The sequence below is a fragment of the Chryseolinea lacunae genome, assembly GCF_016735595.1.
In the GTDB taxonomy this organism is placed as follows: Bacteria; Bacteroidota; Bacteroidia; order Cytophagales; family Cyclobacteriaceae; genus Chryseolinea; species Chryseolinea lacunae.
The window spans coordinates 413,671-440,255 of sequence record NZ_JAERRB010000004.1 but is presented as its reverse complement, the minus strand read 5'-3'; the positions used below and the strand labels follow the sequence as shown (position 1 = coordinate 440,255).

The 26,585-nt window shown below is 51.0% G+C and carries 24 protein-coding genes; 9 read left to right on the top strand and 15 right to left on the bottom strand.

The genetic code is table 11. The annotated features are described in order from the left end of the window. Positions 1–48: 48 nt before the first annotated feature. Both JI741_RS14680 and JI741_RS14675 read left to right on the top strand, forming a co-directional pair. Positions 49–741: a carboxypeptidase-like regulatory domain-containing protein gene (locus tag JI741_RS14680; RefSeq protein ID WP_202010747.1), complete on the top strand. Its 693-nt coding sequence runs from the start codon at positions 49–51 to the stop codon at positions 739–741. 38 nt (positions 742–779) lie between these two features. Beyond that, the gene (locus tag JI741_RS14675; protein WP_202010745.1) at positions 780–1,649 is read left to right on the top strand and encodes an alpha/beta fold hydrolase; all 870 of its coding nucleotides are present in this window, start codon (positions 780–782) and stop codon (positions 1,647–1,649) included. A gap of 31 nt (positions 1,650–1,680) precedes the next feature. Here the strand turns inward: JI741_RS14675 and JI741_RS14670 are convergent, their stop codons facing one another. From JI741_RS14670 to mutL, 3 genes are read right to left on the bottom strand one after another with little or no spacing between them, the layout of a single operon-like run. After that, positions 1,681–2,577: a rhomboid family protein gene (locus JI741_RS14670; protein WP_202010743.1), complete on the bottom strand. Its 897-nt coding sequence runs from the start codon at positions 2,575–2,577 to the stop codon at positions 1,681–1,683. Between the two features lie 14 nt (positions 2,578–2,591). Next, entirely contained in the window at positions 2,592–3,236 is a 645-nt protein-coding gene (locus JI741_RS14665; RefSeq protein WP_202010741.1) for a rhomboid family intramembrane serine protease, read from the bottom strand. A gap of 29 nt (positions 3,237–3,265) precedes the next feature. Next, a complete protein-coding gene (mutL, locus tag JI741_RS14660; RefSeq protein WP_202010739.1) occupies positions 3,266–5,071 on the bottom strand; it encodes a DNA mismatch repair endonuclease MutL in 1,806 nt (601 codons plus the stop codon). 300 nt (positions 5,072–5,371) lie between these two features. Between mutL and JI741_RS14655 the strand changes: the two genes are divergently transcribed. From JI741_RS14655 to JI741_RS14645, 3 genes are all read left to right on the top strand, one after another. Then, positions 5,372–8,329 (top strand): serine hydrolase domain-containing protein, encoded by a 2,958-nt coding sequence (locus JI741_RS14655; protein ID WP_202010736.1) that lies wholly within the window; start codon positions 5,372–5,374, stop codon positions 8,327–8,329. Between the two features lie 121 nt (positions 8,330–8,450). Then, positions 8,451–9,593, top strand: coding sequence for an N-acetyl-alpha-D-glucosaminyl L-malate synthase BshA (gene bshA / locus JI741_RS14650; protein ID WP_202010734.1), 1,143 nt, complete (start codon positions 8,451–8,453; stop codon positions 9,591–9,593). Positions 9,594–9,644: 51 nt separating this feature from the next. After that, positions 9,645–10,286: a sterol desaturase family protein gene (locus tag JI741_RS14645; protein ID WP_236676070.1), complete on the top strand. Its 642-nt coding sequence runs from the start codon at positions 9,645–9,647 to the stop codon at positions 10,284–10,286. 79 nt (positions 10,287–10,365) lie between these two features. Here JI741_RS14645 and JI741_RS32800 read toward each other — a convergent pair whose 3' ends face one another. Continuing rightward, positions 10,366–10,494, bottom strand: a complete 129-nt coding sequence (locus JI741_RS32800; protein ID WP_255534554.1) for a hypothetical protein — start codon at positions 10,492–10,494, stop codon at positions 10,366–10,368. A gap of 167 nt (positions 10,495–10,661) precedes the next feature. Here JI741_RS32800 and JI741_RS14640 point away from each other — a divergent pair, with 167 nt between their 5' ends. From JI741_RS14640 to JI741_RS14625, 4 genes are all read left to right on the top strand, one after another. Next, entirely contained in the window at positions 10,662–11,759 is a 1,098-nt protein-coding gene (locus JI741_RS14640) for a vWA domain-containing protein (RefSeq protein WP_202010722.1), read from the top strand. A gap of 54 nt (positions 11,760–11,813) precedes the next feature. Beyond that, entirely contained in the window at positions 11,814–13,331 is a 1,518-nt protein-coding gene (locus JI741_RS14635; protein WP_202010720.1) for a magnesium chelatase, read from the top strand. A 214-nt stretch (positions 13,332–13,545) separates the two neighbouring features. After that, complete coding sequence (locus JI741_RS14630) at positions 13,546–14,229, top strand: AlbA family DNA-binding domain-containing protein (protein ID WP_202010719.1); 684 nt, start codon at positions 13,546–13,548, stop codon at positions 14,227–14,229. Between the two features lie 72 nt (positions 14,230–14,301). After that, positions 14,302–15,639, top strand: a complete 1,338-nt coding sequence (locus JI741_RS14625; RefSeq protein ID WP_202010717.1) for a PhoH family protein — start codon at positions 14,302–14,304, stop codon at positions 15,637–15,639. A gap of 37 nt (positions 15,640–15,676) precedes the next feature. On the opposite strand, the gene panB is transcribed toward JI741_RS14625, so the two are convergent. The 11 genes from panB to JI741_RS14570 form a co-directional block, all read right to left on the bottom strand. Beyond that, positions 15,677–16,495, bottom strand: a complete 819-nt coding sequence (panB, locus tag JI741_RS14620) for a 3-methyl-2-oxobutanoate hydroxymethyltransferase (RefSeq protein ID WP_202010715.1) — start codon at positions 16,493–16,495, stop codon at positions 15,677–15,679. A gap of 91 nt (positions 16,496–16,586) precedes the next feature. After that, complete coding sequence (locus JI741_RS14615) at positions 16,587–17,093, bottom strand: phosphoribosyltransferase family protein (protein WP_202010713.1); 507 nt, start codon at positions 17,091–17,093, stop codon at positions 16,587–16,589. 34 nt (positions 17,094–17,127) lie between these two features. After that, positions 17,128–17,604, bottom strand: coding sequence for an Lrp/AsnC family transcriptional regulator (locus JI741_RS14610; protein ID WP_202010711.1), 477 nt, complete (start codon positions 17,602–17,604; stop codon positions 17,128–17,130). 176 nt (positions 17,605–17,780) lie between these two features. Beyond that, positions 17,781–18,932 carry a glycosyltransferase family 4 protein gene (locus tag JI741_RS14605; protein ID WP_202010709.1) on the bottom strand — a complete coding sequence of 384 codons (1,152 nt, stop codon included), beginning with the start codon at positions 18,930–18,932 and terminating at the stop codon, positions 17,781–17,783. Then, positions 18,905–19,804: an NAD-dependent epimerase/dehydratase family protein gene (locus JI741_RS14600; protein WP_202010707.1), complete on the bottom strand. Its 900-nt coding sequence runs from the start codon at positions 19,802–19,804 to the stop codon at positions 18,905–18,907. Before JI741_RS14600 ends, JI741_RS14605 begins: the two co-directional genes overlap by 28 nt. Further along, on the bottom strand, positions 19,801–20,673 hold the full coding sequence (locus JI741_RS14595) for a class I SAM-dependent methyltransferase (protein ID WP_202010705.1): 873 nt from the start codon (positions 20,671–20,673) through the stop codon (positions 19,801–19,803). The genes JI741_RS14600 and JI741_RS14595 overlap by 4 nt, the downstream gene beginning before the upstream one ends. Positions 20,674–20,706: 33 nt before the next feature. After that, positions 20,707–21,648: a class I SAM-dependent methyltransferase gene (locus JI741_RS14590; protein ID WP_202010703.1), complete on the bottom strand. Its 942-nt coding sequence runs from the start codon at positions 21,646–21,648 to the stop codon at positions 20,707–20,709. Positions 21,649–21,670: 22 nt separating this feature from the next. Next, a complete protein-coding gene (locus JI741_RS14585; RefSeq protein ID WP_202010701.1) occupies positions 21,671–22,609 on the bottom strand; it encodes a nucleotide-diphospho-sugar transferase in 939 nt (312 codons plus the stop codon). Positions 22,610–22,679: 70 nt separating this feature from the next. After that, positions 22,680–23,900, bottom strand: coding sequence for a glycosyltransferase (locus JI741_RS14580; RefSeq protein ID WP_202010699.1), 1,221 nt, complete (start codon positions 23,898–23,900; stop codon positions 22,680–22,682). Beyond that, positions 23,879–25,747 carry an asparagine synthase (glutamine-hydrolyzing) gene (gene asnB, locus JI741_RS14575; protein WP_202010697.1) on the bottom strand — a complete coding sequence of 623 codons (1,869 nt, stop codon included), beginning with the start codon at positions 25,745–25,747 and terminating at the stop codon, positions 23,879–23,881. The genes JI741_RS14580 and asnB overlap by 22 nt, the downstream gene beginning before the upstream one ends. A 5-nt stretch (positions 25,748–25,752) precedes the next feature. Then, entirely contained in the window at positions 25,753–26,493 is a 741-nt protein-coding gene (locus tag JI741_RS14570) for an FkbM family methyltransferase (RefSeq protein WP_202010696.1), read from the bottom strand. Positions 26,494–26,585 lie beyond the last annotated feature (92 nt).

Here is a 26,585-nt window from a genome sequence, read left to right as displayed (position 1 = left end):
CATCCTAGTCCAGACAAAAAAACTTTCGGTTTCAAGAACGGGATAGGCATGATGCGCTGGAAAAAAATAGGATGGTTGGTGGGACTGCTGGTCTTAGTAGTAGGTTCAGGTTGGGCACAGACCGCGCCCCAAAAGCGAACGCGGGGCATTGTGGTAGACTCCATCGCCATGTCGGCCCTTGCCCGCGTGCACGTGGTGGTGAAGGGCAAACACCGGGGCACGCTCACCGACGCCAACGGCGTGTTCACGGTGGTGACCGCGCCTACCGACACCCTGGTGCTCTCGTACCTGGGTTATCGCACCGTCGAAATTCCGTTGTTGTTTGAAGAAGACGACATTCTCATCCGCATGGGCGAGCGTGTGAAGATGCTGAAGGAAATTACGGTGACCGGCGCGCGCATTGCCGAGAATGAAGTGACCCGCACCGAACATGCCAAGCCGCGCAAGATGACCACAGCCGACGCGTTCTCAAGTCCGTGGGAATATTTTTCGCGGGGCCAGAAAGAACGACGCAAGGTGGTGAAGCTCATCAACGAAAACGACCGCATCAAAACCTACATCCAGGTGATCAACGATGCCACGCTGCGGGAAACCATCATGCAGGAGCTGGAGATTTCGGAAACGGAGTATTACAGCACGCTGGCAAAATTTAACCAGCAAAGTCGCCCGGTGCTCTACTCGACCGATCCCGAAGAAATTGTGTCGTCGCTGCGATCTTTCTTTGAGCGCGCGTATCATTAGCGAACGCTCCGTCGTATAGGTAACTAAACCCCGTATGCATGAAAACCGCTCCCGCCTGGGTAGACCGCCAACGCTACCCGTTCACTTCGCGCTGGCTCACTATAGACGATAACGAACTTCACTACATCGACGAAGGCAAAGGCGATGTGATTTTGTTTGTGCACGGCACGCCGGAATGGTCGTTTGCCTATCGCGACGTGGTGAAGGCACTGCGCGATAGTTTTCGCTGTGTGGCCATCGACCTGCTGGGGTTTGGTTTGTCTGACAAGGCGCCGGGCGAGTTCTATACGTGCGCCGCGCACTCCCAACGCTTGGAGAAATTCATACAACAACTCGACCTCAAAAACATCACCATCGTGGCCAACGACTTTGGAGGAAGCATTGCCATGCGCTATGTGCTGGACCATCCCGAAAACATTAACCGGATTGTTCTCTCCAACACGTGGATGCGTTCGCTGAAAAACGAACCACACTATGCACGGCCTGCGCGATTGATCCGTACGTTGCTGGGGAAATTTCTGTATGTCACGCTCAACGCACCCGTCAACACCATTATGCCGGCCGCCTATGGCGACAAGAAAAAACTCACGAAACAAAATCATCAGCACTACAAACATGCTTTGCCACGCGGAAGCCGCAAAGGCCCATATGGTTTCGGACTGGAGATGTCGCACGCTAACGAATGGTGGCAGGGCTTGTGGGAACGGCTTGATACCGTGCGCGACAAACCGTTTTTATTCTTTTGGGGAATGAAAGATTCGTTTGTGTTGCCTGCTGAATTGAATCACTGGAAATTGAAGTTGCCCTATGCACAGTATATCGCCTTCGACGATGCCGGGCATTTTGTGCAGGAAGAAAAACCGGAAGCGATGGCCGCCGGCATTCGCACGTTTTTAACGACTCGATAATTTTATAACACGCCTTTAACTACGAGGCGTGTTATTTTTTACTGGCGTGAAAGAGCTTGTCTTTTTCTTCTTTGGTGAGGCTTTCATAGCCGCCATCAGAAATTTTATCGAGTATGGCATCTATTTCCGCCTGAGAGATGTTGGAGCCTTTCGTCGCCTTGCGCGCCGCCGATGACGCTTCCTTGCGGTAGGTCACTTTAACGTTTTGCCTGGGCGCCAGTAATTTTTTCACACTTTGAATGATGAAGGTGACCCAGCCCCCCAGGTTATTCCCGCTCTGCAATTGCTTGATGTAGACAAAGCCCATGAGCGCGCCTCCAAGGTGTGCAAGGTTGCCACCGGCGTTGGCCTGGGTTGTGCCGAGGAATGACAACACAACATAGAAGCCCGCAATGTATTTGATGCGCACCGGCCCCAGAAACAACATGAAAAATGTGTAGTCGGGCAACAGCGTCGCCACGCCCACCACAATGGCGTAGATGGCGGCCGAGGCGCCAACCATATACGACGACATGCCGTGTGTTCTTTCGATATAAAATGGCACGGTGTTGAACATCACCAGATAGATCAACGCACCGGCAAGTCCACCCATAACATACAGCGCAATCATCTTGTCGCTGCCCAGATACTCCACGAAGAGGCTGCCGAACCAATACAACGCCAGCATGTTGAACAGGATGTGCATAACATCCAGCCGGCCATGCGCAAACATATACGTCACCAACGTCCAGGGACGTACAAGCAATTCCGGAAGGGCAGAAGGAATGGCAAACTGCCTCTCAATAAAATCACCAAACCACGACGCGCCCGACAGATCGCTGACCACGAAGATGACGGACATGGCCAAAAAAATCACCACGTTAATGATGATCATCTGCACGTGTGCATTGTTGTAGCGGTGAAATGCGTTTTTAAAGTCTTCGAACATATAAGCCTCTGTTCCTAGTAATTTCCTCCTTCACGTTTCCACGCAGTGACGAGGAAGTATGCAAAAACAACTCCTCCCAAGTGGGCAAAGTGCGCCGTGTTACCGCTTGGATCCATCATATAATTCAACGCTCCTAGTATAAACACCAGATATTTTGCTTTGACAGGTATGGGGGGAATCAGCAGTTGCACTTCCATGTTGGGAAACATCATGCCGAAGCCCATCAAAATGCCGTAGATAGCGCCCGAGGCCCCCACCATTCTGCTGAATGATCCCAGCCCCAGAAACTGGTCTATAAAAATATTAAATATACCGGCACCGATGCCACAGACGAGGTAGAATATCGTGAAGCGTTTTGTGCCCCAATAGGTTTCGAGAATGGGACCCATGAAGGCAAGGCTCAGCATGTTGAAAAAGATGTGCATGAAGCCGCCGTGCACAAACATATACGTGAAAAGCTGGTAGGGCTTAAAACAATCTGTTTTCACGTTGAACAACGAGAGGTAAGCGTGAATCAGGTCGTCGGAACCAGCGCCGGGCATGCCGAAACAGTAGCCGATGTCAACTTGCGGCATAATGCTTCCCGCGAGGAAGGCGGCCACAAACACAATGACGTTGATCATGATTAAACTTCGTACAACCGGCGTAAGTCTCAGCATAAGGGTGGTTTAATTACTAACTCTATAGTCTATCGAAAGTAAGCTTCTATTTTATTCAACTCAAAAATAAAAAATGTGGGCTTCCCGTCCGGCGCATAGTTGGGCGTGGTGCACACAAACAAATTGTCGATCAGGGCCTGCATTTCCTCGCGTGCCATCACCTGTCCGCTTTTGAGGGCGGCGCGGCGGGCCAGGGCGCGGGCCAGGTTTTCGCGCAATGGCAGGGAAAGTTCGGATTGGTTGATCTTGAACTGCTCGATGAGCCCTTCAAACAATTCCTTTTCGCGGCTGGCCGGAATATTACCGGGCACACCGTTCACCAGCAAGGTGTTTTTGCCAAACACTTCGATGCGGAAGCCCAACGCCTCTATTTCCTGTTGCATCTCCAGCACCAGGGCAAAGTCGGCGGCGTTGAACGTGATGGCCTGAGGGAACAGGCTCTGCTGGCTTTGCGCCGATTTGTTTTTGGCCTGCGCCAGAAACTTTTCGTACAAAATGCGCTCGTGTGCCGCCTGTTGATCCACCACCATCATCCCCGATTTCACCTGTTTAACGATATAGCGGTTATGAAGTTGGAAACATGTTTTTTGTTCCTGCGCGGCGTCTGGCCCCTGGTTTAGGGCGCTCTCGAAACGCAGGGTTTGCACGGGCGGTTGCTCCGCCGGCACCGTGAACCGCGGCGTGGGCGCGTCGCCTTCGTAGATTTTTTCCCAATTCTCTTTGTTGCCGCGGTGCAGGGCCGTGCTGAACCGTTCTTCGAAATATACTTCCCGCGATTGCGTGGGGTCGCCCGAGAGTTTGGAGATGATGTTCACATCGGCATCGAAGTCGATGGCGGGCATGAGGTTATGGGCGCCCAGGGCCTGGCGCGCAGCCGACAGCACCACCGCATAGACCGCCCGTTCGTCGTCGAACTTGATTTCGGTTTTGGTGGGGTGCACGTTCACGTCGATGTGTTTGGGATCGATCTCGATGAAGAGCACATAGAACGGAAACGTGTTTTCGGGGAGCAGCCCTTCGTAGGCACTCATCACGGCGTGGTTGAGGTAGGCGCTGCGGATGAATCGTTTGTTAACAAACAAAAATTGCTCGCCGCGTTTTTTCTTGGCCGAATGGGGTTTGCCCAGATAGCCGGTCATTTTCACCAGTGCCGTTTCTTCCTGACAGGCGGCCAGTTGTTCCTGGTAGGATTTGCCAAAGATGCTGACGATGCGTTGACTCAGCTTGCCGGGGTGCAGGTCGTATTCGATCGTGTCGGTTTCGATGAGCTGAAACGCCACGTCGGGATGGGCCAACGCCAGCCGCTGAAACTCGTCCACGATGTGTTGGTACTCGTTTGCGTTCGACTTCAGAAAATTCCGACGCGCGGGAATGTTATAGAAAAGATTTTTTACGCTGATGCTCGTGCCCTTGTCGCAGGCCACGGGTTCCTGACGTTTCACGTCCGAGCCTTCCACTACCAGCAGCGTGCCCAGTTCCTGTTCGGCTGGGCGCGTCTTCAGCTCCATCTGCGACACGGCCGCCAGCGACGCAAGGGCTTCGCCGCGGAACCCCATGGTGTGGAGGGTGAAGAGGTCTTCGGCCGAGCGGATCTTGGAGGTGGCGTGCCGTTCGAGGCTCATGCGTGCATCGGTCTCCGACATGCCCTTGCCATCGTCGATCACCTGGAGCAGGGTTTTGCCCGCTTCCTTCAGGATGAGTTTGATGTGGGTGGCGTCGGCGTCGATGGAGTTTTCCATCAGCTCTTTCACTGCCGACGCCGGTCGCTGCACCACCTCGCCGGCGGCAATCTGGTTGGCGATGGAGTCGGGCAAAAGCTGGATGATGTCAGGCATGCAATGAATATAGGGGTAACCGGTCACAAAAATGTGGCATTCCGGTTGTATTCTAAAGACAAATGTGAAAGAACATTCGCGGCTTGCGCGGAGTTATTTAAGGGTCGGGCGATATCGAAAAATGTGATCGAGCGTTAGTCACCGATGACGTCCATTGACCGGGCAGGTCCTGCGTTCGTCTTGCCGTTCAACATCTTCGGTGACCGGAATGTTTAAATAGCCCTTTCAATTCGCTAATTTTATAGGCTGGAGCTTTACACAATTTTTTTCGAACCTTTTCATTTTTAACCTGAAGGCCTGATGGTAAAGAAAGTTTTCCTCTCATTTCTATTCCTCGGCTGCGGACTTGCCGTGGCTCATGCACAAACGCGAAAAAATCATTGGGTCGACAGCGTGTTCCACGCATTGACCGTGGAAGAAAAGATCGGTCAGCTGTTCATGGTGACCGTGCCCCCCAACGCCAACAAAGACGAGCTTCACGCCGTGAACGACGCCATCGAAAACCATGATGTGGGCGGCGTGATTTTTCAATACGAAACCCCCACGCATCAGGCGCAAGCCACCAACAGCTTTCAAGCCGCATCGCGCATCCCGCTGTTTATTGGCCAGGACGCCGAGTGGGGACTGGGCCAATCGGTCGACAGCACGCTGAGCCTGCCGCGACCGTTGGTGTTGGGTGCCATCAAAAACGATTCGATGGTTTACCTGGCCGGCCGGGAAGTGGCGCGACAGATGAAAGTGTTGGGTGTGAATTTAAATTTTGGTCCCACAGCCGACGTGAGCAGCAACCCGCAAGATCCACTGGTGAGCTACCGGTCATTTGGTGAAGACAAGGTGAATGTTGCCGCGAAGGCCACCGCGTTTATGCGTGGCTTGCAGGACCACGGTGTGCTGGCCTGCGCCAAACATTTCACCGTGAAAGGGCTGACCGTGCTGGATGTGAAGAATGACATTCCCACTATCAAACCCACACTCGACTCGGTGAAGGCCTATCCCTATATAAAACTCTTCGAAAGCAACCTGGCGGGTGTGATGCCCGCGGCCTCCACGTTTCCGTTGTTTTATGAAAGTAAAAACCTGGCCCGCAAAAACAACTTCGACGCCTCCACCCTTTCGCTGTTTTTTACGGGCGAGTGGCTGAAAGGCAAACTGAACTTCAACGGCCTTGTGTTTGTGGATCTGCACCAGGTGAAAACGGTGACGGAGAAAATACGCACCGGCGAAGCAGAGATGTTTGCCTTCCAGGCGGGCAACGACATTCTGATTGGCTCCGAACAAATCGGGCCGGCTATACGCAAAATCAAAAAACTGGTGAAGGGCAACGATGCGTATGAAAGCCAGCTTGACAAAACCGTAAAGAAAATTCTGGCTTTTAAATATGACGCCGGTCTCGCCAAACGCAAACCGGTGATCGCCGACAACCTCGTGGCCCGCCTCAACGGATCGTCGGCCAAGCTGATGAATCAGAAGTTGTATGAAGCGGCCATCACCGTGGTGAACAACACAAACCAGGTGTTGCCCCTGAAGGTGGTCGACAACAAACACTTTGCCTACATCTCGAGCCAGGCCGAAGAACCGAACAAAGAATTTTTTAATGTACTGAGCAAATACGCCAACGCATCCTATTTCACGCTCGACGAAAAGAGCGATCTGATGGAACTGTCGGATGGACTGCACGACCAGGAAGTGATTGTGGTGGGCATCTTTCCGCAGACTACCACGGCCGTGATTGACCGCTTAACACAATTATTGAAGTTGCTGACGCCGGCCCGCGAAGTGATTTATTGTGACTTTGGCAACGAGTCGTTTCTGAAAACGGCGGGCAACTATCCCACCGTGATCACAGCCTATGCCAACACACCGGAGACCTTGCGCGCGGTGCCCCAGATCATTTTCGGCGCGTTGCCGGCACAGGGACATTTGCCCTTCACCGCCGCGCCCCAACTCCGCTCCGGACAAGGCCACACTTTTGCCTCGCTGAAACGTCTCTCATATTCCATTCCCGAAGACGCGGGCATGGACGGCCGCCTGCTGCCCAAGATCGACAGCATCGTGAGCGAAGCCATACGCATGAACGCCACACCCGGCTGCCAGGTGCTGGTGGCCCGTCACGGCAAAGTTATCTACGACAAAAATTTCGGTGCCCTCACCTACGACAAAACCTCGCCCGTATCCAGCGAAACCATCTACGACCTGGCCTCGCTCACAAAGGTGAGTGCCACGCTGCAGGCCGTGATGTTTATGTATGAACACGGCAAGATCGACCTGCATAAAAAAATATCGTTCTACCTGCCCGAGCTGAAGAACACCAACAAGAAAGACATCACCTTGCTGGAAATCCTGACACACCAGGCCGGCCTCACACCCTTTGTGCCCATGTGGAACGAGACGGTGAAAGACACCACCTTCCTCCCGCTCTACTATAGCCGCAAGCGCGACGCACATTATCCGTTGCAGGTGTCGGGCAACCTCTATGCAGCGCCCAACATCCGCGACTCGGTGTGGTCGTGGATTGCCAAGTCGAAATTGGTGGAGCGGCCTGCACGCACACCCTTTGCCTATAAGTATAGCGACCTGGGATTTCTGATGCTGCAACGCCTGGCCGAACGGTTGCTGAACCAGCCGCTGGACGAATTCCTGCATCAGAATTTGTATGAGCCCCTGGGCGCCTACACCACGGGTTATCTTCCGCTGAGCCGCTTCCCGCTGCAAAGCATTGCGCCCACGGAAGACGACAAGATTTACAGGAAGACGCGCATCGCGGGCACCGTTCACGACGAACGGGCGGCCATGATGGGCGGTGTGGCGGGCCACGCAGGACTTTTCAGCAACGCCACCGACCTGGCCAAACTGGGCCAGATGCTTTTGCAGGAAGGCGAATATGGCGGCCTGCGCTATTACCGGAAGTCGACCGTTCAGACGTTCACGGCCAAGCAGTTCGACAAGAGCAGGCGTGGATTGGGATGGGACAAGCCTGTGCAAAGCGACTGGAACAGTCCTACGTCGCTGAAAGCCTCACCCAAAACCTTTGGCCACACGGGTTTCACGGGCACGTGCATGTGGGTGGACCCCGAGTTTGACCTGGTTTATATTTTTCTGTCGAACCGGGTGTATCCCGACCGGAGCAATAAACTTAATAATGCCAATATACGTTCTCGCATACAAGACGTGGTTTACGACGCGATTTTCGCCTATTGTGGCGAGGCTCCCGACGACGACAAGGAACCCGAACAGGACGTTATGAGCAGCCGCCGGTAGCAATAAATGTGTGCAGGATTCGTCTCACTCCGTAGTTTTGTAGTCTCACAACGCGTCTCACACACTCACACCCACTGCCCTGTGGCAGCCTGAACACAAACTACTACCAACGAACCCGAACATGAATATTGGAATTGTCTGCTATCCCACCTTTGGCGGAAGCGGTGTTGTTGCTACCGAACTTGGCAAAGCACTGGCACAAGAAGATCATAAAGTTCACTTCATCACCTATTCGCAACCACCCCGCCTGGATTTTCTGAACGAAAATCTGTTTTATCACGAGGTGGATTTTCACTCCTACCCGCTGTTCGATTTCCCGCCCTACGAGTTGGCGTTGGCCAGCAAGATGGTGAGCGTGGTGAAAAACGAAAAGCTTGATTTGTTGCATGTGCACTATGCCATCCCTCACGCGTCGGCGGCCTACATGGCCAAACAAATTTTGAAGACGCAGGGCATCATCATTCCCGTGGTCACCACGCTTCACGGCACCGACATCACGCTGGTGGGCAAGGATGCATCCTATGAGCCGGTGGTCACCTTCAGCATCAACCAGTCAGACGGTGTGACGGCCGTGTCGGAAGACCTGCGGAAAGAAACCTATCACTCCTTTCAGATCACCAACGAAATCGAAGTGATTCCCAACTTCATCGACCTGGAGAAATTCAAGAAACAGAAGAAAGATCACTTCAAAAAAGCCATCTGTCCCAACGGCGAAGTGCTGGTGGTGCACACGTCGAACTTCCGCAAGGTGAAGCGTGTGGGCGATGTGATAAAAATATTTGCCGACATCCACGCCGAAGTGCCCGCAAAGTTGTTAATGATTGGAGACGGTCCTGAACGAAGCAAGGCCGAGACCATGTGCCGTGAGCTGAACATCCATCAGGATGTGCGGTTTCTCGGAAAGCTAGAAGCGGTAGAAGAAGTATTGTCCGTAGCCGACCTGTTCCTGATGCCCTCTGAAAAAGAGAGCTTTGGGTTGGCGGCGCTGGAGGCGATGGCATGTGAAGTGCCGGTGATTTCTTCCGACACAGGAGGATTGCCCGAACTGAATGTGCAGGGAGTGACCGGGTTTATGAGCCCGGTGGGTGATGTGGAGGACATGTCGAAAAAGGCATTATTCGTATTGGATAAAAATAACTTGCCCACCTTTAAAGAGAACGCTCTGAAACGCGCCAAGGAGTTCGACATTAGCCAGATTTTACCGCTGTATGAGGGTTATTATCAACGGGTCATGGAAAAAACTGCATCAAAAGCAGCGCTGTGACCGTATAAACTCTTGAGTTACAAAAAATCTGTTTCTAAATTCGTGACAACCATGCAATCGGATGTAATGGAGCAAAACGTTAAACCGAAGAACCAAGGCACAAAACAATTATTCAAAAGCCCTGTGCTGGAAAAACTTTCCCGCACACACATCGCGGTTCCGCTTATTATTTTCTTTTCCTATTCCATCGCCCTGCTCTACTGGAGTGTGACCCACACATCGCTTTCGGTGTTTCAAACATCGCTCCTGTTTTTCCTGGGCGTGGTCGCGTTTTCGTGGGTGGAGTACAATGTGCACCGTCACCTTTTCCACATGTCGACCTATACTAAACTGCGTGAGAAGGCGCAGTATATCATGCACGGTGTGCATCACGAATTTCCAAAAGATAAAGACCGCCTGGCCATGCCTCCATTGTTGAGTGTGACCATATCGACAGTGCTCTTGCTTTTGTTGCGCGTGGTGTTGGGAGACTTCACGTTTGCTTTCCTGCCCGGATTTTTGGTGGGGTATGCGGGCTACCTGGCCGTGCACTATGTGGTGCATGCACATCAGCCGCCAAAGAATTTTTTCCGGAAACTCTGGATCAATCACAGCATGCATCACTACAAGCATGGCGACATCATCTTTGGTGTGTCGTCGCCGTTCTGGGATTATATCTATGGAACCATGAAAGAAAAGAAAGCGTCGAACTAACGAATTTCATAAAAAAGTAAAAAGCCGCTCCGGAAACCCGTTGCGGCTTTTTTATTTAGCTCAGGTTAATGAGTCGCTTCTAGATACGGTTTTGTTTCACCGTGGTGGTTTTGGCCGGAGCCTTGGTATAGGTCGGGCAGGTGTACTCAGAACAAGCAGCCAGCATGACGGTGGCGGCTAAGATTAAAACAGCTACAGACTTTTTCATGGGATTTTTGTTTGTTTGTCGAACAAAATTAGCACACACCGATTATTCCGGAATTTTCTTTTTCTCCAAATCCTTACATGGGACTTTAAACTTTTTAGAAATTAAGTTTTGCAGGCGAAACAGATTTCAGAAATTAATGGTTTAGTGAGGTATACACGCTTTCCCAGATGCTAGGATACAGATTTTCGAACTACACACCACCCCAGGGCCAGAACAGCAGCGATTTCGACAAACTGCTCAAGGTCTTCATGCAATTGATACTAATCACCTCTGGTAACGTTTCCGAGGCCCTGCAATGGCTCACAGAGGTAGATCGCCAATATGGCCTCACCAGCGACCAATATGGCATCGGAAACTTCATTGAAGACATGAAGCGCAGCGGCTACATCACCGACGAGGGCCCCAAGGGCGAGTTCAAGCTGAAGGCCAAAAGCGAGCAAAACCTGCGGCAGTCGGCCCTGGAAGAGATCTTCGGAAAGCTGAAAAAGTCCAAATCGGGCGATCATAATACACACCACAGCGGCCGCGGCGACGAGCAAACCACGGAACACCGCGACTACGAATTTGGCGACACCCTCGACCAGATTTCGGCCACCGACTCGCTGCGCAATGCCCAGATCAACCACGGCCTCGACAACTTCTTCATGACCGAACAAGATCTGGAAGTGACGGAGAGCGAATACAAAACGCAGACCTCAACGGTGCTGATGATCGACATCTCGCACTCCATGATTCTGTATGGCGAAGACCGCATCACCCCCGCCAAAAAAGTGGCGATGGCCCTGGCCGAACTCATCACCAAAAAATATCCAAAAGACACCCTCGACATTTTGGTGTTTGGCGACGACGCGTGGCAGATTGAAATCAAAGACCTGCCCTATCTGCAAGTGGGCCCCTATCACACCAACACCGTGGCCGGCCTCGAACTGGCCATGGACATTTTGCGCCGCCGCAAAAACACCAACAAACAAATCTTTATGATCACCGACGGCAAACCGACGTGCATCAAACAAGGCATTAAATATTACAAGAACGCGTTTGGCCTCGATCAGAAAATTTTGAGCAAGACCCTCAATCTCGCAGGCCAGCTGCGCAAACTGAAAGTTCCCGTTACCACCTTCATGATTGCCACCGATCCTTACCTCAAATCTTTTGTGCGCGATTTTACAAAAGCCAACAACGGCAATGCCTACTACAGCAGCCTCGAAGGACTTGGCAACCTGGTGTTCGAAGACTTCAAGCGGAACAGAACAAAAAATTTATAACCGACAACGACGTTGCCGCACGCCGGCAATCTAATTAAACATCAAACCACACGAATGGATCACTCACGCATTACCACCCTGGGCCAGCTGAAGCAGGCCGGCTACACCTCGCGAACCATTAAAGAAGAACTGCGCGAAAACCTCATCGCGCGACTGCGAAAAAAAGAAACCGTGTTCGCCGGCATCTGGGGCTATGAAGAAACGGTTATCCCTGACCTGGAGCGGGCCATACTGGCGGGACACGACGTGAACCTGCTGGGCTTGCGCGGCCAGGCTAAAACACGACTGGCGCGACTGATGGTGCACCTGCTCGACGAATATGTTCCCGTGATTGAAGGCTCTGAACTGAACGACGATCCGCTGGCGCCATTTTCGCGCTTTGGTGTTGACAAGGTGAAAGAACTTGGCGACAACACCCCCGTGACATGGCTTCACCGCGACGAACGTTATTCCGAAAAACTGGCCACCCCCGATGTGTCCATTGCCGACCTCATTGGCGATGTGGATCCTATCAAGGCGGCCACGCTGAAGCTTCCGTATTCTGACGAACGTGTGATTCACTTCGGCCTCATTCCCCGCTCCAACCGGAGCATCTTTGTGATAAACGAGTTACCCGATTTGCAGGCACGCATTCAGGTAGCGCTCTTCAACATCCTGCAAGAAGGCGACATCCAGATTCGTGGCTTCAAACTGCGCATGCCGCTCGACATCCAGTTTGTGTTCACGGCCAACCCCGAAGACTATACCAACCGCGGCAGCATTGTGACGCCGTTGAAAGATCGCATCGACAGCCAGATCATCACGCACTATCCTAAAACACTCGACATCGGCAAGCGCATCACCCAACAGGAAGCACGCCTCAAGGCCGTGCAACGCGAAACCGTTTCGGTGAACGAGATCGCGAAAGACCTGGTGGAGCAGATTGCCTTCGAAGCCCGCAAGAGCGAATATGTTGACGCGAAGAGCGGTGTGTCTGCACGCCTCACCATCTCGGCCTATGAGAATCTGGTGGCCGCGGCCGAACGCAGAAGCATCATCAACAACGAGAAGCACGTGCACATCCGCATCTCCGATTTCATTGGAGTGGTGCCGGCCATCACGGGCAAGGTAGAACTGGTCTATGAAGGCGAACAGGAAGGCCCCGGCATTGTGGCCCAGAACCTGGTGGGCAAAGCCTTGCGCTCACAGTTTCTCAACTATTTTCCCGACCCCGACAAATACCGGAAACAAAAAGAGAAGAGTCCCTATAAAAAAATTGCCAACTGGTTTGGCGACGGCAACACGGTTGACTTGCTGCACGACAGCTCGCAAGCCGACTTCGAACAAAAGCTGAAGGCCATCCCAGGTCTGCTCGATCTGGTGAATGAGTTTCACAAAGATCAGGATGCCGTGCTGAAACTATTCCTTATGGAATTTGCCCTTCACGGCCTGGCTGAATACAGCCTCATCAGCAAACACAACCTCACGGCGGGCTTGCAATTTAAAGACCTGCTCAGCAGCATGTTCACGTTGCCACGGCCGGGTCAGGAAGAAGATGAAGACGACGACGAAGCATCGGGAGGAAAATTTTAGTCGGTTGCGACTGAAACTTCGTGCGCCACTATTTTTTTGAGATGGCGCTTTCTTTAACTCCTGTTGGATTTCGTAATTTTAAAACATTGAGGCAGCATCATTCCAACGTTCGGGATGGTGCTGCTTTTGGATATGGGCAGCCGCCGTGGCACGACGATACATCGCGTTGGCCTTGCCAAACACATCCCCGACACTTTAAAAATTTCAATCAAGCATGAACAAGCCGACGGAATCGATCTCCTATCAGCCCCGGCAGGTTCAGCTTCTGCAGCAGCTTGTGCGGAAGGGCGAAGGTGCGCGTCTGGAGTTTAAGCGCAAGGCGTCGAACCCGGAAAAAATTGCCCGCGAAATGATTGCTTTCGCCAACACCGACGGCGGCACGTTGCTGGTGGGCATTGGCGACGACGGCAGCATTCCGGGATTGAAGTATCCGGAAGACGATGCACACGTGGTGAACGAAATTCTCAAACGCGTGCGGCCCGCCCTTCCGCTCACCGAAACTTTTATTGCTCTCGGTCACAACCGGACCGTGATTCAATACGACATCCAAAAAAGCGAACAGAAGCCCCACCATTTTCTGAACACCAACCAGGTGAAGGAATCGTTTGTGCGCGTGGAAGACAAAAGCATAAAGGCCAGCCGTGAAGTACGCGAAATCATCAGGCGCCAGCAAAAGCAGAAAGACATACAGTTCCGTTATGGCGAGCACGAACAGTTCCTCATGAAGTATCTGGACGAACACAAACACATTACACTGAAAGAGTTTGTGTCGCTCACGGGTATGAAACGTTTCTATGCATCAAAAAAATTAGTACTGCTGGTGTTGGCCGATGTGCTGCGCGTGTCGCCTCACGAGAAGGGAGATGTGTATTCGATTGCGTATCGAAAAGTTTCGTAAAAATCTTTTTTCAAAAGTAACGCGCATTTCATTTCCATTCATTACATTTCGTAAACCAAGTTCTTTGTTCGCATGGCCAAGACCAAAAAGGAAAAAAAGATCTTCGTACTCGATACTTCTGTCATTATATACGAGCACAACTCCATCCTTAATTTCGACGAACATGATGTGGGCATCCCCATCACCGTGCTGGAAGAACTCGACAACTTCAAGAAAGGCAACGACACCAAAAATTTTGAAGCCCGCGAATTTATCCGCCTGATCGACAAGCTGGCGAAAGGCCAGATGCTTCACAACTGGAACCCGATCAACGGCAAAGGCAAAGGCGTGTTCAAAGTGTTGATGGACACCAACAGCAGTGTAGACGCCAACAAGATCTTCAACGAAAACAAAGCCGACCACCGCATCCTCAACTCAGCCCTGCAACTTCAGAAGGAATCGCGTGGCCGCAACGTCATTCTGGTATCGAAGGATGTGAACCTGCGGCTCAAGGCAAAGGCGCTGGGTCTGCAGTCGGAAGACTACACCACCGGCAAGGTTCAAAACATCTCTTCGCTCTATTCGGGAAAAACCATCATCGAAGACGCCGACTCCAACATGATCAACTTGTTGTATGAGAAGGGGTATTGTCCTCCCGGCGATTTGCTGGGCAAGCTGGCGCCGGTGAAGAACCACTACTATATTCTGAAGAGCGGAAAGAAGTCGGCCCTCGCCTACTACAATCCGCTGAACCAGATGCTGGAGCATGTGGAGAAACGATCGGTCTATGGTGTGAAGCCGCGCAACGCCGAGCAGACCTTCGCGATACACGCAGCCCTGAAGCCGGAAATCAAACTGGTGTCTATTCAGGGTGTGGCCGGAACAGGCAAAACGCTGCTCGCCCTCGCGGCTGCGCTCGAACAAAAGAAAGAATACAAACAGATATACCTGGCGCGTCCCATCGTGCCGCTCAGCAACAAAGACATCGGCTATCTTCCCGGCGACATCAAGTCGAAAGTGAATCCCTATATGGAGCCGCTGTGGGACAACCTCAAGTTCATACAGAACCAATATCACGAAACCGATAAGGAATATGCGCGCATCACCGAAATGGTGAACCAGGAAAAGTTGATGATCACGCCACTGGCATACATCCGCGGCCGCAGTTTGTCGAACATCTGTTTCATCGTGGACGAAGCGCAGAACCTGACGCCGCACGAGGTGAAGACCATCATTACCCGCGCCGGCGAAAACACAAAAATCATTTTCACAGGCGATATCTACCAGATCGACACGCCTTATCTCGACTCGCAAAGTAACGGCCTCTCCACGCTCATCGACCGGTTGCAGAACCACGAGCTCTATGCGCACATCACCCTCGAAAAGGGCGAACGCTCAGAGCTTGCCAACCTGGCCAACGAACTGCTGTAGGAAATTGAAGGATTGGGATGTGTGCTGAATATAGTGTTCAGTACTTCTCGTCTTCGTTGGGAAAATCTTTTGCCTTGATGTCGGCGATGTATTTGCTCACCGCCTCTGTGATGATGGTGTGCAGGTCGGCATAGCGACGCAGAAAGCGCGGCTTAAATTCTTTCGTGATGCCCAGCATGTCTTGCATCACCAACACCTGGCCGTCGGCATCGGGGCCGGCGCCAATGCCAATGGTGGGGATGAACAGCGACTCCGACACCTGCTTGGCCAGCAACGCGGGAATTTTTTCAAGCACAATGCCAAAACAACCGCAGGCCTCCAGCAACTTGGCATCGTCCATCAGCTTCTTGGCCTCGGCTTCTTCCTTAGCGCGTACGGTATACGTTCCGAATTTATAGATAGACTGTGGTGTGAGACCCAGGTGACCCATCACCGGAATGCCCGCGCTGAGGATGCGCTCCACAGAGTCTTTCACTTCGCTTCCGCCTTCCAGCTTCACGCCGTGCGCACCCGATTCTTTCATGATGCGGATGGATGAACGCAAGGCTTCTACCGAACTCCCCTGATATGCGCCAAAGGGAAGGTCCACAATCACCAGCGCGCGCTTCACCGCTCGCACCACCGATGCGGCGTGGTAGATCATCTGGTCAAGTGTGATGGGCAGCGTGGTTTCGTAGCCCGCCATTACGTTGGAAGCAGAGTCGCCCACCAGCACAATGTCGATGCCAGCGCCGTCGATGATCTTGGCCATGCTGAAATCGTAGGCCGTGAGCATGGCGATTTTTTCGCCACGGTTTTTCATTTCCTGCAACTGGTGCGTGGTAATGCGCTTGATATCTTGTTTGTGAACAGACATGATTTCTCGTTTTTTAAAGATCCGGAGTTTACCCTATGTCAACACAAAGCCGACAACAATGGTGCGAACAGGATCGCGTGGATTTATACTATCAATCCAGTAAGTACACAGCCGTTTCTTTCAACAGGTTCACCTCCACGTGATCTTTGATGGTGGTGGCCAGCTCATAGCCGGTGTATTGCGGATAGATGGGGAAAAGTGTGTGGCTGCGATTGACGAGCACGGCGGTCTCTATTTTTTTTACCTCGATGTTCAGAAAGGGTTTCATGCCATAGGCAAAGGTGCGGCCTGTGTTCAGCACATCGTCAACCAGGATGATGCACTTTTTTTTTAGGTCTTTCAGTTCGCTGTCGAGCGTCACTTCGCTTTGCAGCGGGGCGAGTTTGTCGAGCGTCACCTTCACGAGCTTCACTTCGAGGGGAGAAATTTCCTGCACGTGCTTCATCAGCAGTTTGGCCAGCACATAGCCCTGGCCGTCGATGCCCGCGAGCACTACCGTCTTTTCCTTGAAGTTGTGTTCGTAGATTTCATAGGCCATGCGCTTGATTTTCTGTTGCACCTGGCGCGCATCGAGGATCAACGTTTTTTCTGAAACCATAGTCAAAAAAGAAAGTTATGAAGAAGCGTGCGCGTCACGCACTGGGCAGCGGCATGGACTTGCTGTCTTTGAAGGTCGAAAGGATCACCATCGACTGCAGGCTATCCACCACTTCGATGTTCGACACTTTCTCCAACATCAGTTGTTGATAGGCGGCGATGTCGGCACACACAATTTTGAGAATGAAGTCGCCGGCGCCTGTGATGTGATGACATTCCACTACTTCGTCGATGCCCTTGATGGCCTTGATAAATTTCTCGATGTTCTCTTTGTTGTGACCTTTAAGCGTGGCCATCACAAACGTGCTCACGCCAATGCCCACACTTCCCGGGTCAATCACGGCATGATAGCTTTTGATGACCCCTGAGGTCTCCAGCTTATTCACACGCTCCAGGGTTGGGGCGGGCGACAGCCCGATTTCTTTGGCCAGCTGGGCGTTGGTGATGTTGGAATTGGCTTGGAGTATCTCCAGGATCTTGCGATCTGTACCGTCTAGTTTTACTGGTTTCATATTTTGCGTTACGAGGGTTCGTTCCAAATAAAATTTGGCCAAAAATAATGGAAAAATGGAATTGTTTGGCTAACGACCGTTTAATAATTTGATGAAAGGCAGGATATGGGGTGCATGCTTCGTTGGTTTTTGGGGCTTACCCAGCATTCACCAGTCATCCCGGCTCCGAAAACGCTTCAGCCCTTTGCCAGCGACCCGGCAATGCGCATAAAACGCTTTCCAAACTCCTGAACATTGCGGCGGTAGTCTATGGAAAGCGGCACCGGACCCCGATCGATGAAGTTCTTCATGTGCGTGCCCAACGCCACGGCATCGTCGGGCAAAAAGAAGAATGGGTGGTCTGGCAGCTGCTCGCGATGCACGGGGATATCTGACACAATAACGTTGTGATTAAGCGCCTTGGCATCTTCCACCACCGTGCTCCATCCTTCAAACAAAGAAGGCTGAACAATGGCCAGCGAATGTTGCATGAGCACCAACTGATCTTCGCGGGGAATGAATCCCAGGAAGCTCACCTGGCTGCTGATGTCTTCCTGTTCGGCCAACGACTGCAGCCCTGGATAATATTCCGGGTTCCGGTTGTCGAACGGCTTGCCCGTGAAAAGCACATGCGCCGACACGCCTTGCTTCTTTAACCACGCCAGCGCCTTGAGCACCACGGCGTGATTTTTATGCGCCCAGAATTGATTGGAACAAACAAAATATTTTTCAGGCAAGGCATACTTCACCTTCAAATCGCTGAACAACGTTTTCGACAAGTCGGGCAACGTCACAGCAAAGGGCATAACAAACACTGCGTTGGTAGCCTGCGGATAGAGTTCCTGAAAATCGCGACGCGCATGTTCGCTGCTGAACACGATGGGAAGATTTTTTTTTACCAACACATCAACACTCGTCTTCCGGTCGGCCAGTTGTTGCGCAGAAAAAAAGCGGGGGAAATGTTTCTCCTGAAAATCAGGAATCCAAAACAGCTTTCCCTTGAAACGATCGAACTGATAGATGACCGGGTTGGGAAAAACCACATCAACATCGCGATGAAGACCACCGGTGACCCAATGCGTGTTGAATATGCGATACGAAAAAGCGTTGATCAGCCGCGCGAATAAATTTGACACATCGCGAATGTATTCGGGGCGACTGTTTTTGTAGCCCGTTGCCGACAACATTTTCTGATAGTCGCTTTCCTGATAGGTATAGATCACAATAAACGGCTGATCATTTTCGGGCAACGCCTTGAGCGAACAGATCAGGTTTTCGACATAGTAGGTGCCGGCAATCCAGTTTTCGTTTACGCTGTAGATTAATCCAATGGTACGCTGCTTACCCATTCCGCATATTTTTTTATACCTTCTTCAATCGTCACCTGTGGCACAAAGCCCAGCCCCTTCAACTTCGAAATGTCGGCTTCCCAAAAATCCGGATCACCCGCGCGCTTCTGGCCGGAGAACGTGAGGGTTCCGTCCCAGCCGAGGCAGGTGTAGAAGTGTGAGGCGATTTCTTTTAATGTATATGATTTTCCGCTGGCCACATTGTAGCTCTCGCCGTCACACGGCGCATGATGCACGAGTGTATTGAGCGTGCTGACAATATCTGAAACATAAATATAGTCGCGGGTTTCCTCTCCGGTCCCAAAGAGTTCCACGCGATTGCTTTTTCTGGCTTTCAAAAAAAGGTCCCAAAAAATTTGTTTCCGAAGGCCCGGGCCATAGGCCGAAAAAACCCTGAGGCTGCATGCGTGAACCTTGAAGTGCCGGGCAAATTCATCGCACAGTTGTTCGGCATACAACTTATGCATGCCATAAGGCGACACGGGCGCTGGCGATTGTGTTTCGACAATGGGCAGCGCTTTCGGATTTCCATACACCGCCGCGCTCGAGATGTTGATGAACTTGCACGACGGGCTGAACTGGCGGATGGAATTCAACAGCTTAAACACCAAATGTGTATTCAATTCATAGTCACGCTCCGGATGTTTCAGCGAATCCGGAACGCTGGCTGCACCCGCACAGTTGATACAAACATCGAAATCTGTTTTTTGAAACAGTGAATGATAGGACGGACTGAGCGTGTCGATCAGAAAAAAATTTTCTTCGTTATAGTCCGTGAACACGTCGCAGCCCCACGTTTCGTGGCGTGTCGAAAAAAAATGCAATGCGTGCGAGCCGATAAAACCTTTGGAGCCGATGATTAATATCTTCATGGACGTTTTGTGAATTCGATACAACAAATAGCCCGACTGTGCGCAGCGCCATCGTTCTTGAGACCTTTGCCCGTGTGTGGATTGTAGGATTCTGCGTCGTTGCATTCCTGTTGCGTAGCACGCGACCAACCCTCTTTTAAGTATTTAAAGAACGTCAACTCCAGGCTTCCAAAGGGCTGCAGTGTGTCGGCCAAACGGCCGATCATTTCGGCATCCATCTGCTGGAAGAATCCATGCGCTTCATGTTTTCCATAGGGCACGGTCACCAGCAAAAGACCACCTGGCTTTAGCACACGATTTAATTCGGCCACAACTTTCAAATAGTCATACGATTTAACCTGGGCCTGGGCTTCGTTCGGAATGTCATAGCCATACATGGAGTTGTCCATGTCGATGTGTTCCAGGGTCGAAATACAAACCGCCTCATCAAAATGCTGATCGCGAAACGGCAAGTGACGAAGATCGTCGTATACATAGCTGATGCGTCGCTCGGTGAATGAGGGCATTTCGGGATTGTATGTGCAAATCGACAACTTCTTTTGCGCCAGCAACGGATGGTCCAGAATGTAGTCGTGGTTCAACGTTGAGCCGGCGTCCAACAATTCGGAAGCTTCCCTCCGAAGGTGGTTGATGATCCATGGAAATTCAATGATGCGTTCGTCGAGTCCTACACCTGTATTCTTAACGGCCACATCATTCCAGGATGCGTTGGCAATGGCCTTCTTTATCTCATCTTGTCTATACTCCCAATAGCCGGTCGTCCATGCCACACGGCCCTGCGTGAGGTATTGATTGATATTTTTCTTACGGATGTTTTCCGTCTTTCGCCGATTGCGTTCGTGGTATAGCTTGCGTAGTAGACCGATCATGATTTCATTTTTTACTTGGATCCTTTTAACACCTTATTTCCGTATCCATTCAAAACAGACAAACAGGTGCTGATGAGGATAAATGAATCTTTTAAAATTTCCGCTAAAAGATAGTTTGTCGAGCCAACTGGCCAGTGGCAAAACTATGCCGGTAAACAAGTCTCCGGGTTTTTCAATTCCCTTCAGGCTCATGGCCTGCGCAATATCAAGCTCTGTTTTGTTCACGATATACTTATTTTGCAATGTGCAGAACGAGCCAAGATATTTCTCCAGCTCACCGTCATAGAATGGCACTTCCTTGGGTGAAATGTACCAGCCGTTCTGATCTGCATCATTGTTGATTTTGTTCATGGCTTCGGTCAGCGCACGATCGTCGGTGGGCGACTTGCTGATTTTGCGCAGGGCAAAATTCCGAAGCATATTTTTCAGCCGGTTGATGATGCGATCATACACAGACGCTTCCTCGGTAGAGGGTGTGTAGAACACGGGTTCGTAAATAAAGATCCTGGTGCCCGATGCCACCTGCGCCAACTGTTCAAAAAAAACAGTCAGTTCCCGATGCGACAAATGGTGCAACAGGGCATGAATCAACACACCATCAACATTCTGTTTAAAGGTAGACGCATCGGCCAGTTCATAGCGACAAAATTTCTCCTTGTGCCACACACGTGCATTCTTTTCTGCAATGGCAAGCTGGCCACTGGAGAAATCTGTTCCGATGATGTGCAATTGGTCGTCGGCCACCAGGCGACCCACCCAGCCTGAGCCACAGCCAACTTCCAAAATATTGACCTGACCGTTTTTGCCGTGTTGAAAGAAGCGTTTCATTCTGCTCAGGTAGCCAAGGCGAATCGCTTTCTGATAGTGAATATTCTGTGCCCATATTTTTTCGATGGTGCCCGCGTTCGCATCCCACCATTGCATCTCCTCAAGGTCCAGGGCCGCATCCGAGTCAATGATTCTTTCCGTTCTCATCTTTCCTGATTCTTGTCTATCCTCATTTTTTTTTCTTTCCAGAAGTCTTTACGATCTTCCTAATCAGTGTTTTCACTTTTTGAGCCTTCGTAGCACTACTCACTGAGTAAAATGTCTGCGAATATTTTTCGTCGTATTCTTCATCGATCATGATGGCTTCAGGGTGCACAAACGGAAACGGTAAATCATATAACGGCAACGCCGCAAGGGCGGAGGCAGGATCATGTGTATGCGTGGCTCCATCGCCGAAGCCAATGTTCGATACTAGGTTCACACTGGGGACAATGCCCAATCGCGACGAAATGACCCGTGCGAATATCCATTGATAGTCCCACCAGGTAACCCCAACGCGAGAGTAAGCCTTTTCCAATCCAATGCGATACGCTTCACGCTCCAGCAAATGCGGAATGCGGGCTTCAAACATCGACCGAACGACTTCATCACCCCAACGTGCCACATAGAAATCATATTCCTTCCACGCACGCCGCCACGTTGCCCAACCCCATATTCCCGATTGTCTGGAAAAAAAGTAAGACTCGTTCTTGCGACTCCACTTTCCGAATGGGTTAGTCCCAGCTATCGACTGAATCCGTTCGTCGTGCTTATATTTCTCAAGTAGCGTAGCACAAAACAAAAAAAAACCATCGCCAGGCAGACAATCATCCTCCAGTATAACACCCTGTTCAACGTGCTGAAAAAACCATGTGATTGCATGGGCAGGACCGATGCCACAGCCAAGATTTGTTTCCCGGAACAATGTCTTAACGTCACAATCCCAATCAACTCTGGATGTAATTGCACGAACACGTTCTGATCGCTCACCATCTGTTGGGTGATTAGGCCGGGGACCATCACAGGCCACAAACAACCGCCTGGGCTTTGCCCTCCGAATAGCGTCAAAGACTTGCCGCGTGGTATCAGGTCGGTTAAAAACAATAAGAAGAATAGGTGTATCAAGCATGTGATTAATCAAAAATCGCTTACTGGATTAAAATTAAGGATAAGATGATATATATTTTTCCATAAGTGCGCTAAAGTTTCCGATACACGGCTAGATACCGCTCTATGCCACCCTCAAGAGAAAAGCTATCCTTTACCCTTTCATGAAAGGGCTGTGATTTCTTTGCCCTAAACGCCACAAGCGCATCAACCGCTTGTGCATAGTGAGCGGCTTCGAATTTTTCCAACAGCACACCGGCGTTGAGGTCTGTTATAATTTCTTCCACATCCCCCCAACCACCATTTGCCACCACCGGAATTCCCATTGCCATTACCTCAGCCATCTTTGTCGCTGATGACGCCTTCTTTGAAAAAGTGGGGCTTATGAATATCACGGAAGCGTCGGCCAGTTGAATATAGTTGGGCACCTCTTGGCGCGTTGCCTGCCTGGCTATGACATCCTCTTTGTAAATATAGTCTGTAAGGTCAAGTGCGTCGGGGCTAATCAACAAGAACTTGGCATTGGGTATTTTGTTCTTTAGTGTAGAAAAAAACAGCAACATTTCATCGGACAGGTACCATGTGCCCAATGACCCGAGATACAGCAAAACAAAATCATCGTCACCGATGCCAAGTTTTGCACGGAGAATTTCCTTCTGCTTGACATTCCCTTCCTTGATACGGAAATGCTCCAGGTCCACACAACATGGAATGACATCAATAGTCGAGGTCAAATTCCATTGGAGCATTTCTTCCTTTGCATTTTTTGTCAGTGAAATCACGGCATTTGCCTCCCTTATAAATTCCTTCTCCTTTCTTTTAAAGAAACGATAGATGATTTTGAAGAACGGATTCTTCAGATTCCACAATCCACCGTCCACGCGCTCGTCAGCCCAAAACCCGCGCATGTCAAAAATAAACTTCACGCCAAGCGTTCGCTTCATCCACAAGCCAACCAGGGCAGTGATGTAGCTACGACAATGAACGATTTTGAAGTCATTTGTTTTATGAAGCGCTGCCGAAGTGCGACGAAGTTTCCACACATCATATAGGGTTGAAAAGACCGGCGGTGTTTTGTGATAGCGCAAGGGAACCCAGCGAATGTTGTGCTGGTCGCACAAGGCCTGAATACCTTTTCGGCCCGAGGCAAACCGCTCGTCTTTTTCGAAGCTGATGATTGTGAACGTGTAGTGCTCAGACAATCCGATCACATAGGGAAGGATCTGCGACTGGCCCAGGGGATCGGTCAGGCCGTCGTATGATAAATAGAGCACATTGGGTTTGTTCTTCATCAGCAATTCTCCTTCCACCATTTGTGTAACACAATGATCACCCACAGTCGGTTGTATATATACTCTTTCCCTGCAAAAAAAGCAGCCTTCAATTCACGCACATACTCTATTTTGAACAAACCCACTTCATCCACTATTGTATCGTTCAGATAGTCGTCTAACAGATAGCGCAGTTCGCCTTTCATCCAACGGCTCAGGGGCACACTGAAGCCCCACTTGGGCCGGTCTATATATTCCGTCGGGATATGCTCGCGGAGCAATTCCTTCAACAGGAATTTCGCCGTTCCGTTTTTCACTTTCAGGTTGTAATCCAGGGACAACGCATACTCAATAAGGGAGTGATCCAGTAATGGGCAACGACATTCCAACGCATAATACATGGAAGCGCGATCCACCTTTACCAGCAGATCGTCTTTCAGATAAAATTGAAGGTCGAACAACGCCTGTCGCTCACCGGCATTGAGATGATTCGTATTGAAGTTTGATTCATCGTAGCGAAACGCATGAAAATCTTCGGGCCGACGGAGGAGTTTTGTTTTCGTTTCGCTCTGTGAAAAAAGATATTGCTCTTGTGAAAAGATGTGGCTTCGGTCTGTGTCGTCGGGGCCATGCTGCAATAAACGGGCAACCCGTTCCAATCTGCTCTTGCCGATCAGCTTCAATGAGCCGGCCAGCGGTGTGCGCACCAATTTCCACAGAGGATTGTTGAGGCGGTTGGCCCACGTGTAGGCACCATAGCCCTGGAAGAGTTCGTCGCCGCCATCGCCTGTGAGCACCACCGTTACCTGCTGACGTGCCAGCTTCGACACCAGCATGGTGGGGATGGCCGACGTGTCGGCAAAGGGCTCGTCGAAATGGCGCAGGTATGTTTCCATGAGCTCTGCCGCTTCGCGCTCTGAAAGTTCGTAGGCCGTGTGGTCCGTTTTCAGGTGATCGGCAACGGCCTTGGCGTAGCGGCTTTCGTCAAACTTGCTTTCGCGAAAGCCGATGCTAAAGGTTTTCAGCGGTGTGGTGGTATGGCGTGCGGCAATTGCCGACACCAACGATGAGTCTGTGCCCCCACTTAGAAATGTTCCCAGCGGCACATCGCTTATCATGCGGCTTTGCACGGCATGATCGAGCAATTTACTCAAGTGTTTTTTTGCTTCCCCTTCGTTCCTAACCTGTGGCGTGTCAACATAGTCGCCTACGCTCCAATAGGGTTGTGTGGATAGTGTGATGTTTGCATCCACCACACCACTGTGCCCTGCAGGGAATTTATAAATGTTCTGATAAATCGTGTGCGGTTCGGGGATGTAGCCCAGGTGCAGAAAGGTGTTGATCACGGCGCGGTTCACTGACTTCTGACGCTGCACCATGGGGTGACGAAGCAATGCTTTTATTTCCGAAGCAAAAGCAAACAATCCACCGGCATGAAAATAATAGAGAGGCTTCTTGCCGATGCGGTCGCGAAACAGAAATAACGTTTCGGTTTGCTGATCGAAGATGGCCAGCGCAAACATGCCTTCCAGCCTTGACGCCATGGCACTGCCCCAAACCGAAAAAGCCTCTACAATCACTTCCGTATCCGATGTGGTGCGGAAGGTTTTATGGTGTTCGCGGATCAACTCTTCGCGAAGGGCTTGAAAGTTATAGACCTCTCCGTTGAAGGCAATGACGAAGCGTCCGTCGTGTGAGTAGAAGGGTTGATTCGCGCCGGTGCTAAGATCAATGATGCTAAGCCGGTTGTGTCCCAGCGCCACGCGTTGTGAAGCACTCACAAACACGCCGTGGGCATCGGGGCCACGGTGCGCTATGGCTTGCACCATCGCGTCGATGGTGGTGCGCTCCACTGCGCCTGAAGAAAATATGCCGGAGATGCCGCACATGGTTGTTAGTCCAGATCCAGGTTGATGAACAACAACATCGCGCCATGCACAATTGTTTTGAACCGATAGTTGGCAATGGCTTTGAATACCGATCGCGAACATCCTTCTTTAATCCAATCGTGGAGTTCAACAATGATCACCTTTGTCTTGGGCAGCCATTGGTCGTAGCCGTCCATAAACAACTCACGCTCCGATCCCTCAATGTCGATCTTCAAAAAATCAATTTTTTCTATTCCGTAACGTTTCATAAGCCCGCAAACAGAAACGGCTTTAAACGCACCAGCATCCTGTTCGCCACATTCCTCCACTTCAAATGCCCATGCGTCGGCGCTCTCATTTCTGACGCGTAGAAATGCATCGCGATGCCACAGTCCGGAATGAATGGGCACTACGTTTTGCAGCGGCGCCACATGCTGCGCCAACACCTGAAAATTGCCGCCATCGGGTTCGATGGCATAGATTGAGGCGGCTGGAAATCGTTTTCTGAAATAGACAGCCGCCAACCCAATGTTTGCGCCCGCGTCGATGATTACCCGGGGCTCAACGGGCATGCTAAAGTTATATTCGTGAAATAAAAACACCTCACGAAAAACCTTGATGTCAGATGTGTGTTTTCGGATGGTGATGGGATGATCATAGCCCTTCATTTTCACCTGGCTGGTCTTCCAAGCTTCCACCTGCAGAAAGGCGCGTGTGCCCTCTATGAGGCCAAGGTTCAAAATATAGCGAGGAAGAAGCTTTAGCATAAGATCAATGTTTTGAATTCAGCGTTCGTCTCACAAACTACCGTAAGTTTTCATTCGTGCAAAAGCCGTTAAACCGGCAATATATAAACACT

Bases quoted from the DNA above. Each gene is read 5' to 3' on its own strand.
- bshA (WP_202010734.1), top strand. From the start codon at position 8,451: ATGAATATTGGAATTGTCTGCTATCCCACCTTTGGCGGAAGCGGTGTT.
- JI741_RS32800 (WP_255534554.1), bottom strand. From the start codon at position 10,494: ATGAAAAAGTCTGTAGCTGTTTTAATCTTAGCCGCCACCGTCATGCTG.
- JI741_RS14665 (WP_202010741.1), bottom strand. From the start codon at position 3,236: ATGCTGAGACTTACGCCGGTTGTACGAAGTTTAATCATGATCAACGTC.
- JI741_RS14630 (WP_202010719.1), top strand. From the start codon at position 13,546: ATGAACAAGCCGACGGAATCGATCTCCTATCAGCCCCGGCAGGTTCAG.
- JI741_RS14585 (WP_202010701.1), bottom strand. From the start codon at position 22,609: ATGCTTGATACACCTATTCTTCTTATTGTTTTTAACCGACCTGATACC.
- asnB (WP_202010697.1), bottom strand. From the start codon at position 25,747: ATGTGCGGCATCTCCGGCATATTTTCTTCAGGCGCAGTGGAGCGCACC.
- JI741_RS14625 (WP_202010717.1), top strand. From the start codon at position 14,302: ATGGCCAAGACCAAAAAGGAAAAAAAGATCTTCGTACTCGATACTTCT.
- JI741_RS14615 (WP_202010713.1), bottom strand. From the start codon at position 17,093: ATGGTTTCAGAAAAAACGTTGATCCTCGATGCGCGCCAGGTGCAACAG.
- JI741_RS14605 (WP_202010709.1), bottom strand. From the start codon at position 18,932: ATGGGTAAGCAGCGTACCATTGGATTAATCTACAGCGTAAACGAAAAC.
- JI741_RS14580 (WP_202010699.1), bottom strand. From the start codon at position 23,900: ATGGTGGAAGGAGAATTGCTGATGAAGAACAAACCCAATGTGCTCTAT.
- JI741_RS14640 (WP_202010722.1), top strand. From the start codon at position 10,662: ATGCTAGGATACAGATTTTCGAACTACACACCACCCCAGGGCCAGAAC.
- JI741_RS14600 (WP_202010707.1), bottom strand. From the start codon at position 19,804: ATGAAGATATTAATCATCGGCTCCAAAGGTTTTATCGGCTCGCACGCA.
- JI741_RS14590 (WP_202010703.1), bottom strand. From the start codon at position 21,648: ATGAGAACGGAAAGAATCATTGACTCGGATGCGGCCCTGGACCTTGAG.
- panB (WP_202010715.1), bottom strand. From the start codon at position 16,495: ATGTCTGTTCACAAACAAGATATCAAGCGCATTACCACGCACCAGTTG.
- JI741_RS14655 (WP_202010736.1), top strand. From the start codon at position 5,372: ATGGTAAAGAAAGTTTTCCTCTCATTTCTATTCCTCGGCTGCGGACTT.
- JI741_RS14610 (WP_202010711.1), bottom strand. From the start codon at position 17,604: ATGAAACCAGTAAAACTAGACGGTACAGATCGCAAGATCCTGGAGATA.
- JI741_RS14570 (WP_202010696.1), bottom strand. From the start codon at position 26,493: ATGCTAAAGCTTCTTCCTCGCTATATTTTGAACCTTGGCCTCATAGAG.
- JI741_RS14680 (WP_202010747.1), top strand. From the start codon at position 49: ATGATGCGCTGGAAAAAAATAGGATGGTTGGTGGGACTGCTGGTCTTA.
- JI741_RS14645 (WP_236676070.1), top strand. From the start codon at position 9,645: ATGCAATCGGATGTAATGGAGCAAAACGTTAAACCGAAGAACCAAGGC.
- JI741_RS14675 (WP_202010745.1), top strand. From the start codon at position 780: ATGAAAACCGCTCCCGCCTGGGTAGACCGCCAACGCTACCCGTTCACT.
- JI741_RS14595 (WP_202010705.1), bottom strand. From the start codon at position 20,673: ATGATCGGTCTACTACGCAAGCTATACCACGAACGCAATCGGCGAAAG.
- JI741_RS14670 (WP_202010743.1), bottom strand. From the start codon at position 2,577: ATGTTCGAAGACTTTAAAAACGCATTTCACCGCTACAACAATGCACAC.
- mutL (WP_202010739.1), bottom strand. From the start codon at position 5,071: ATGCCTGACATCATCCAGCTTTTGCCCGACTCCATCGCCAACCAGATT.
- JI741_RS14635 (WP_202010720.1), top strand. From the start codon at position 11,814: ATGGATCACTCACGCATTACCACCCTGGGCCAGCTGAAGCAGGCCGGC.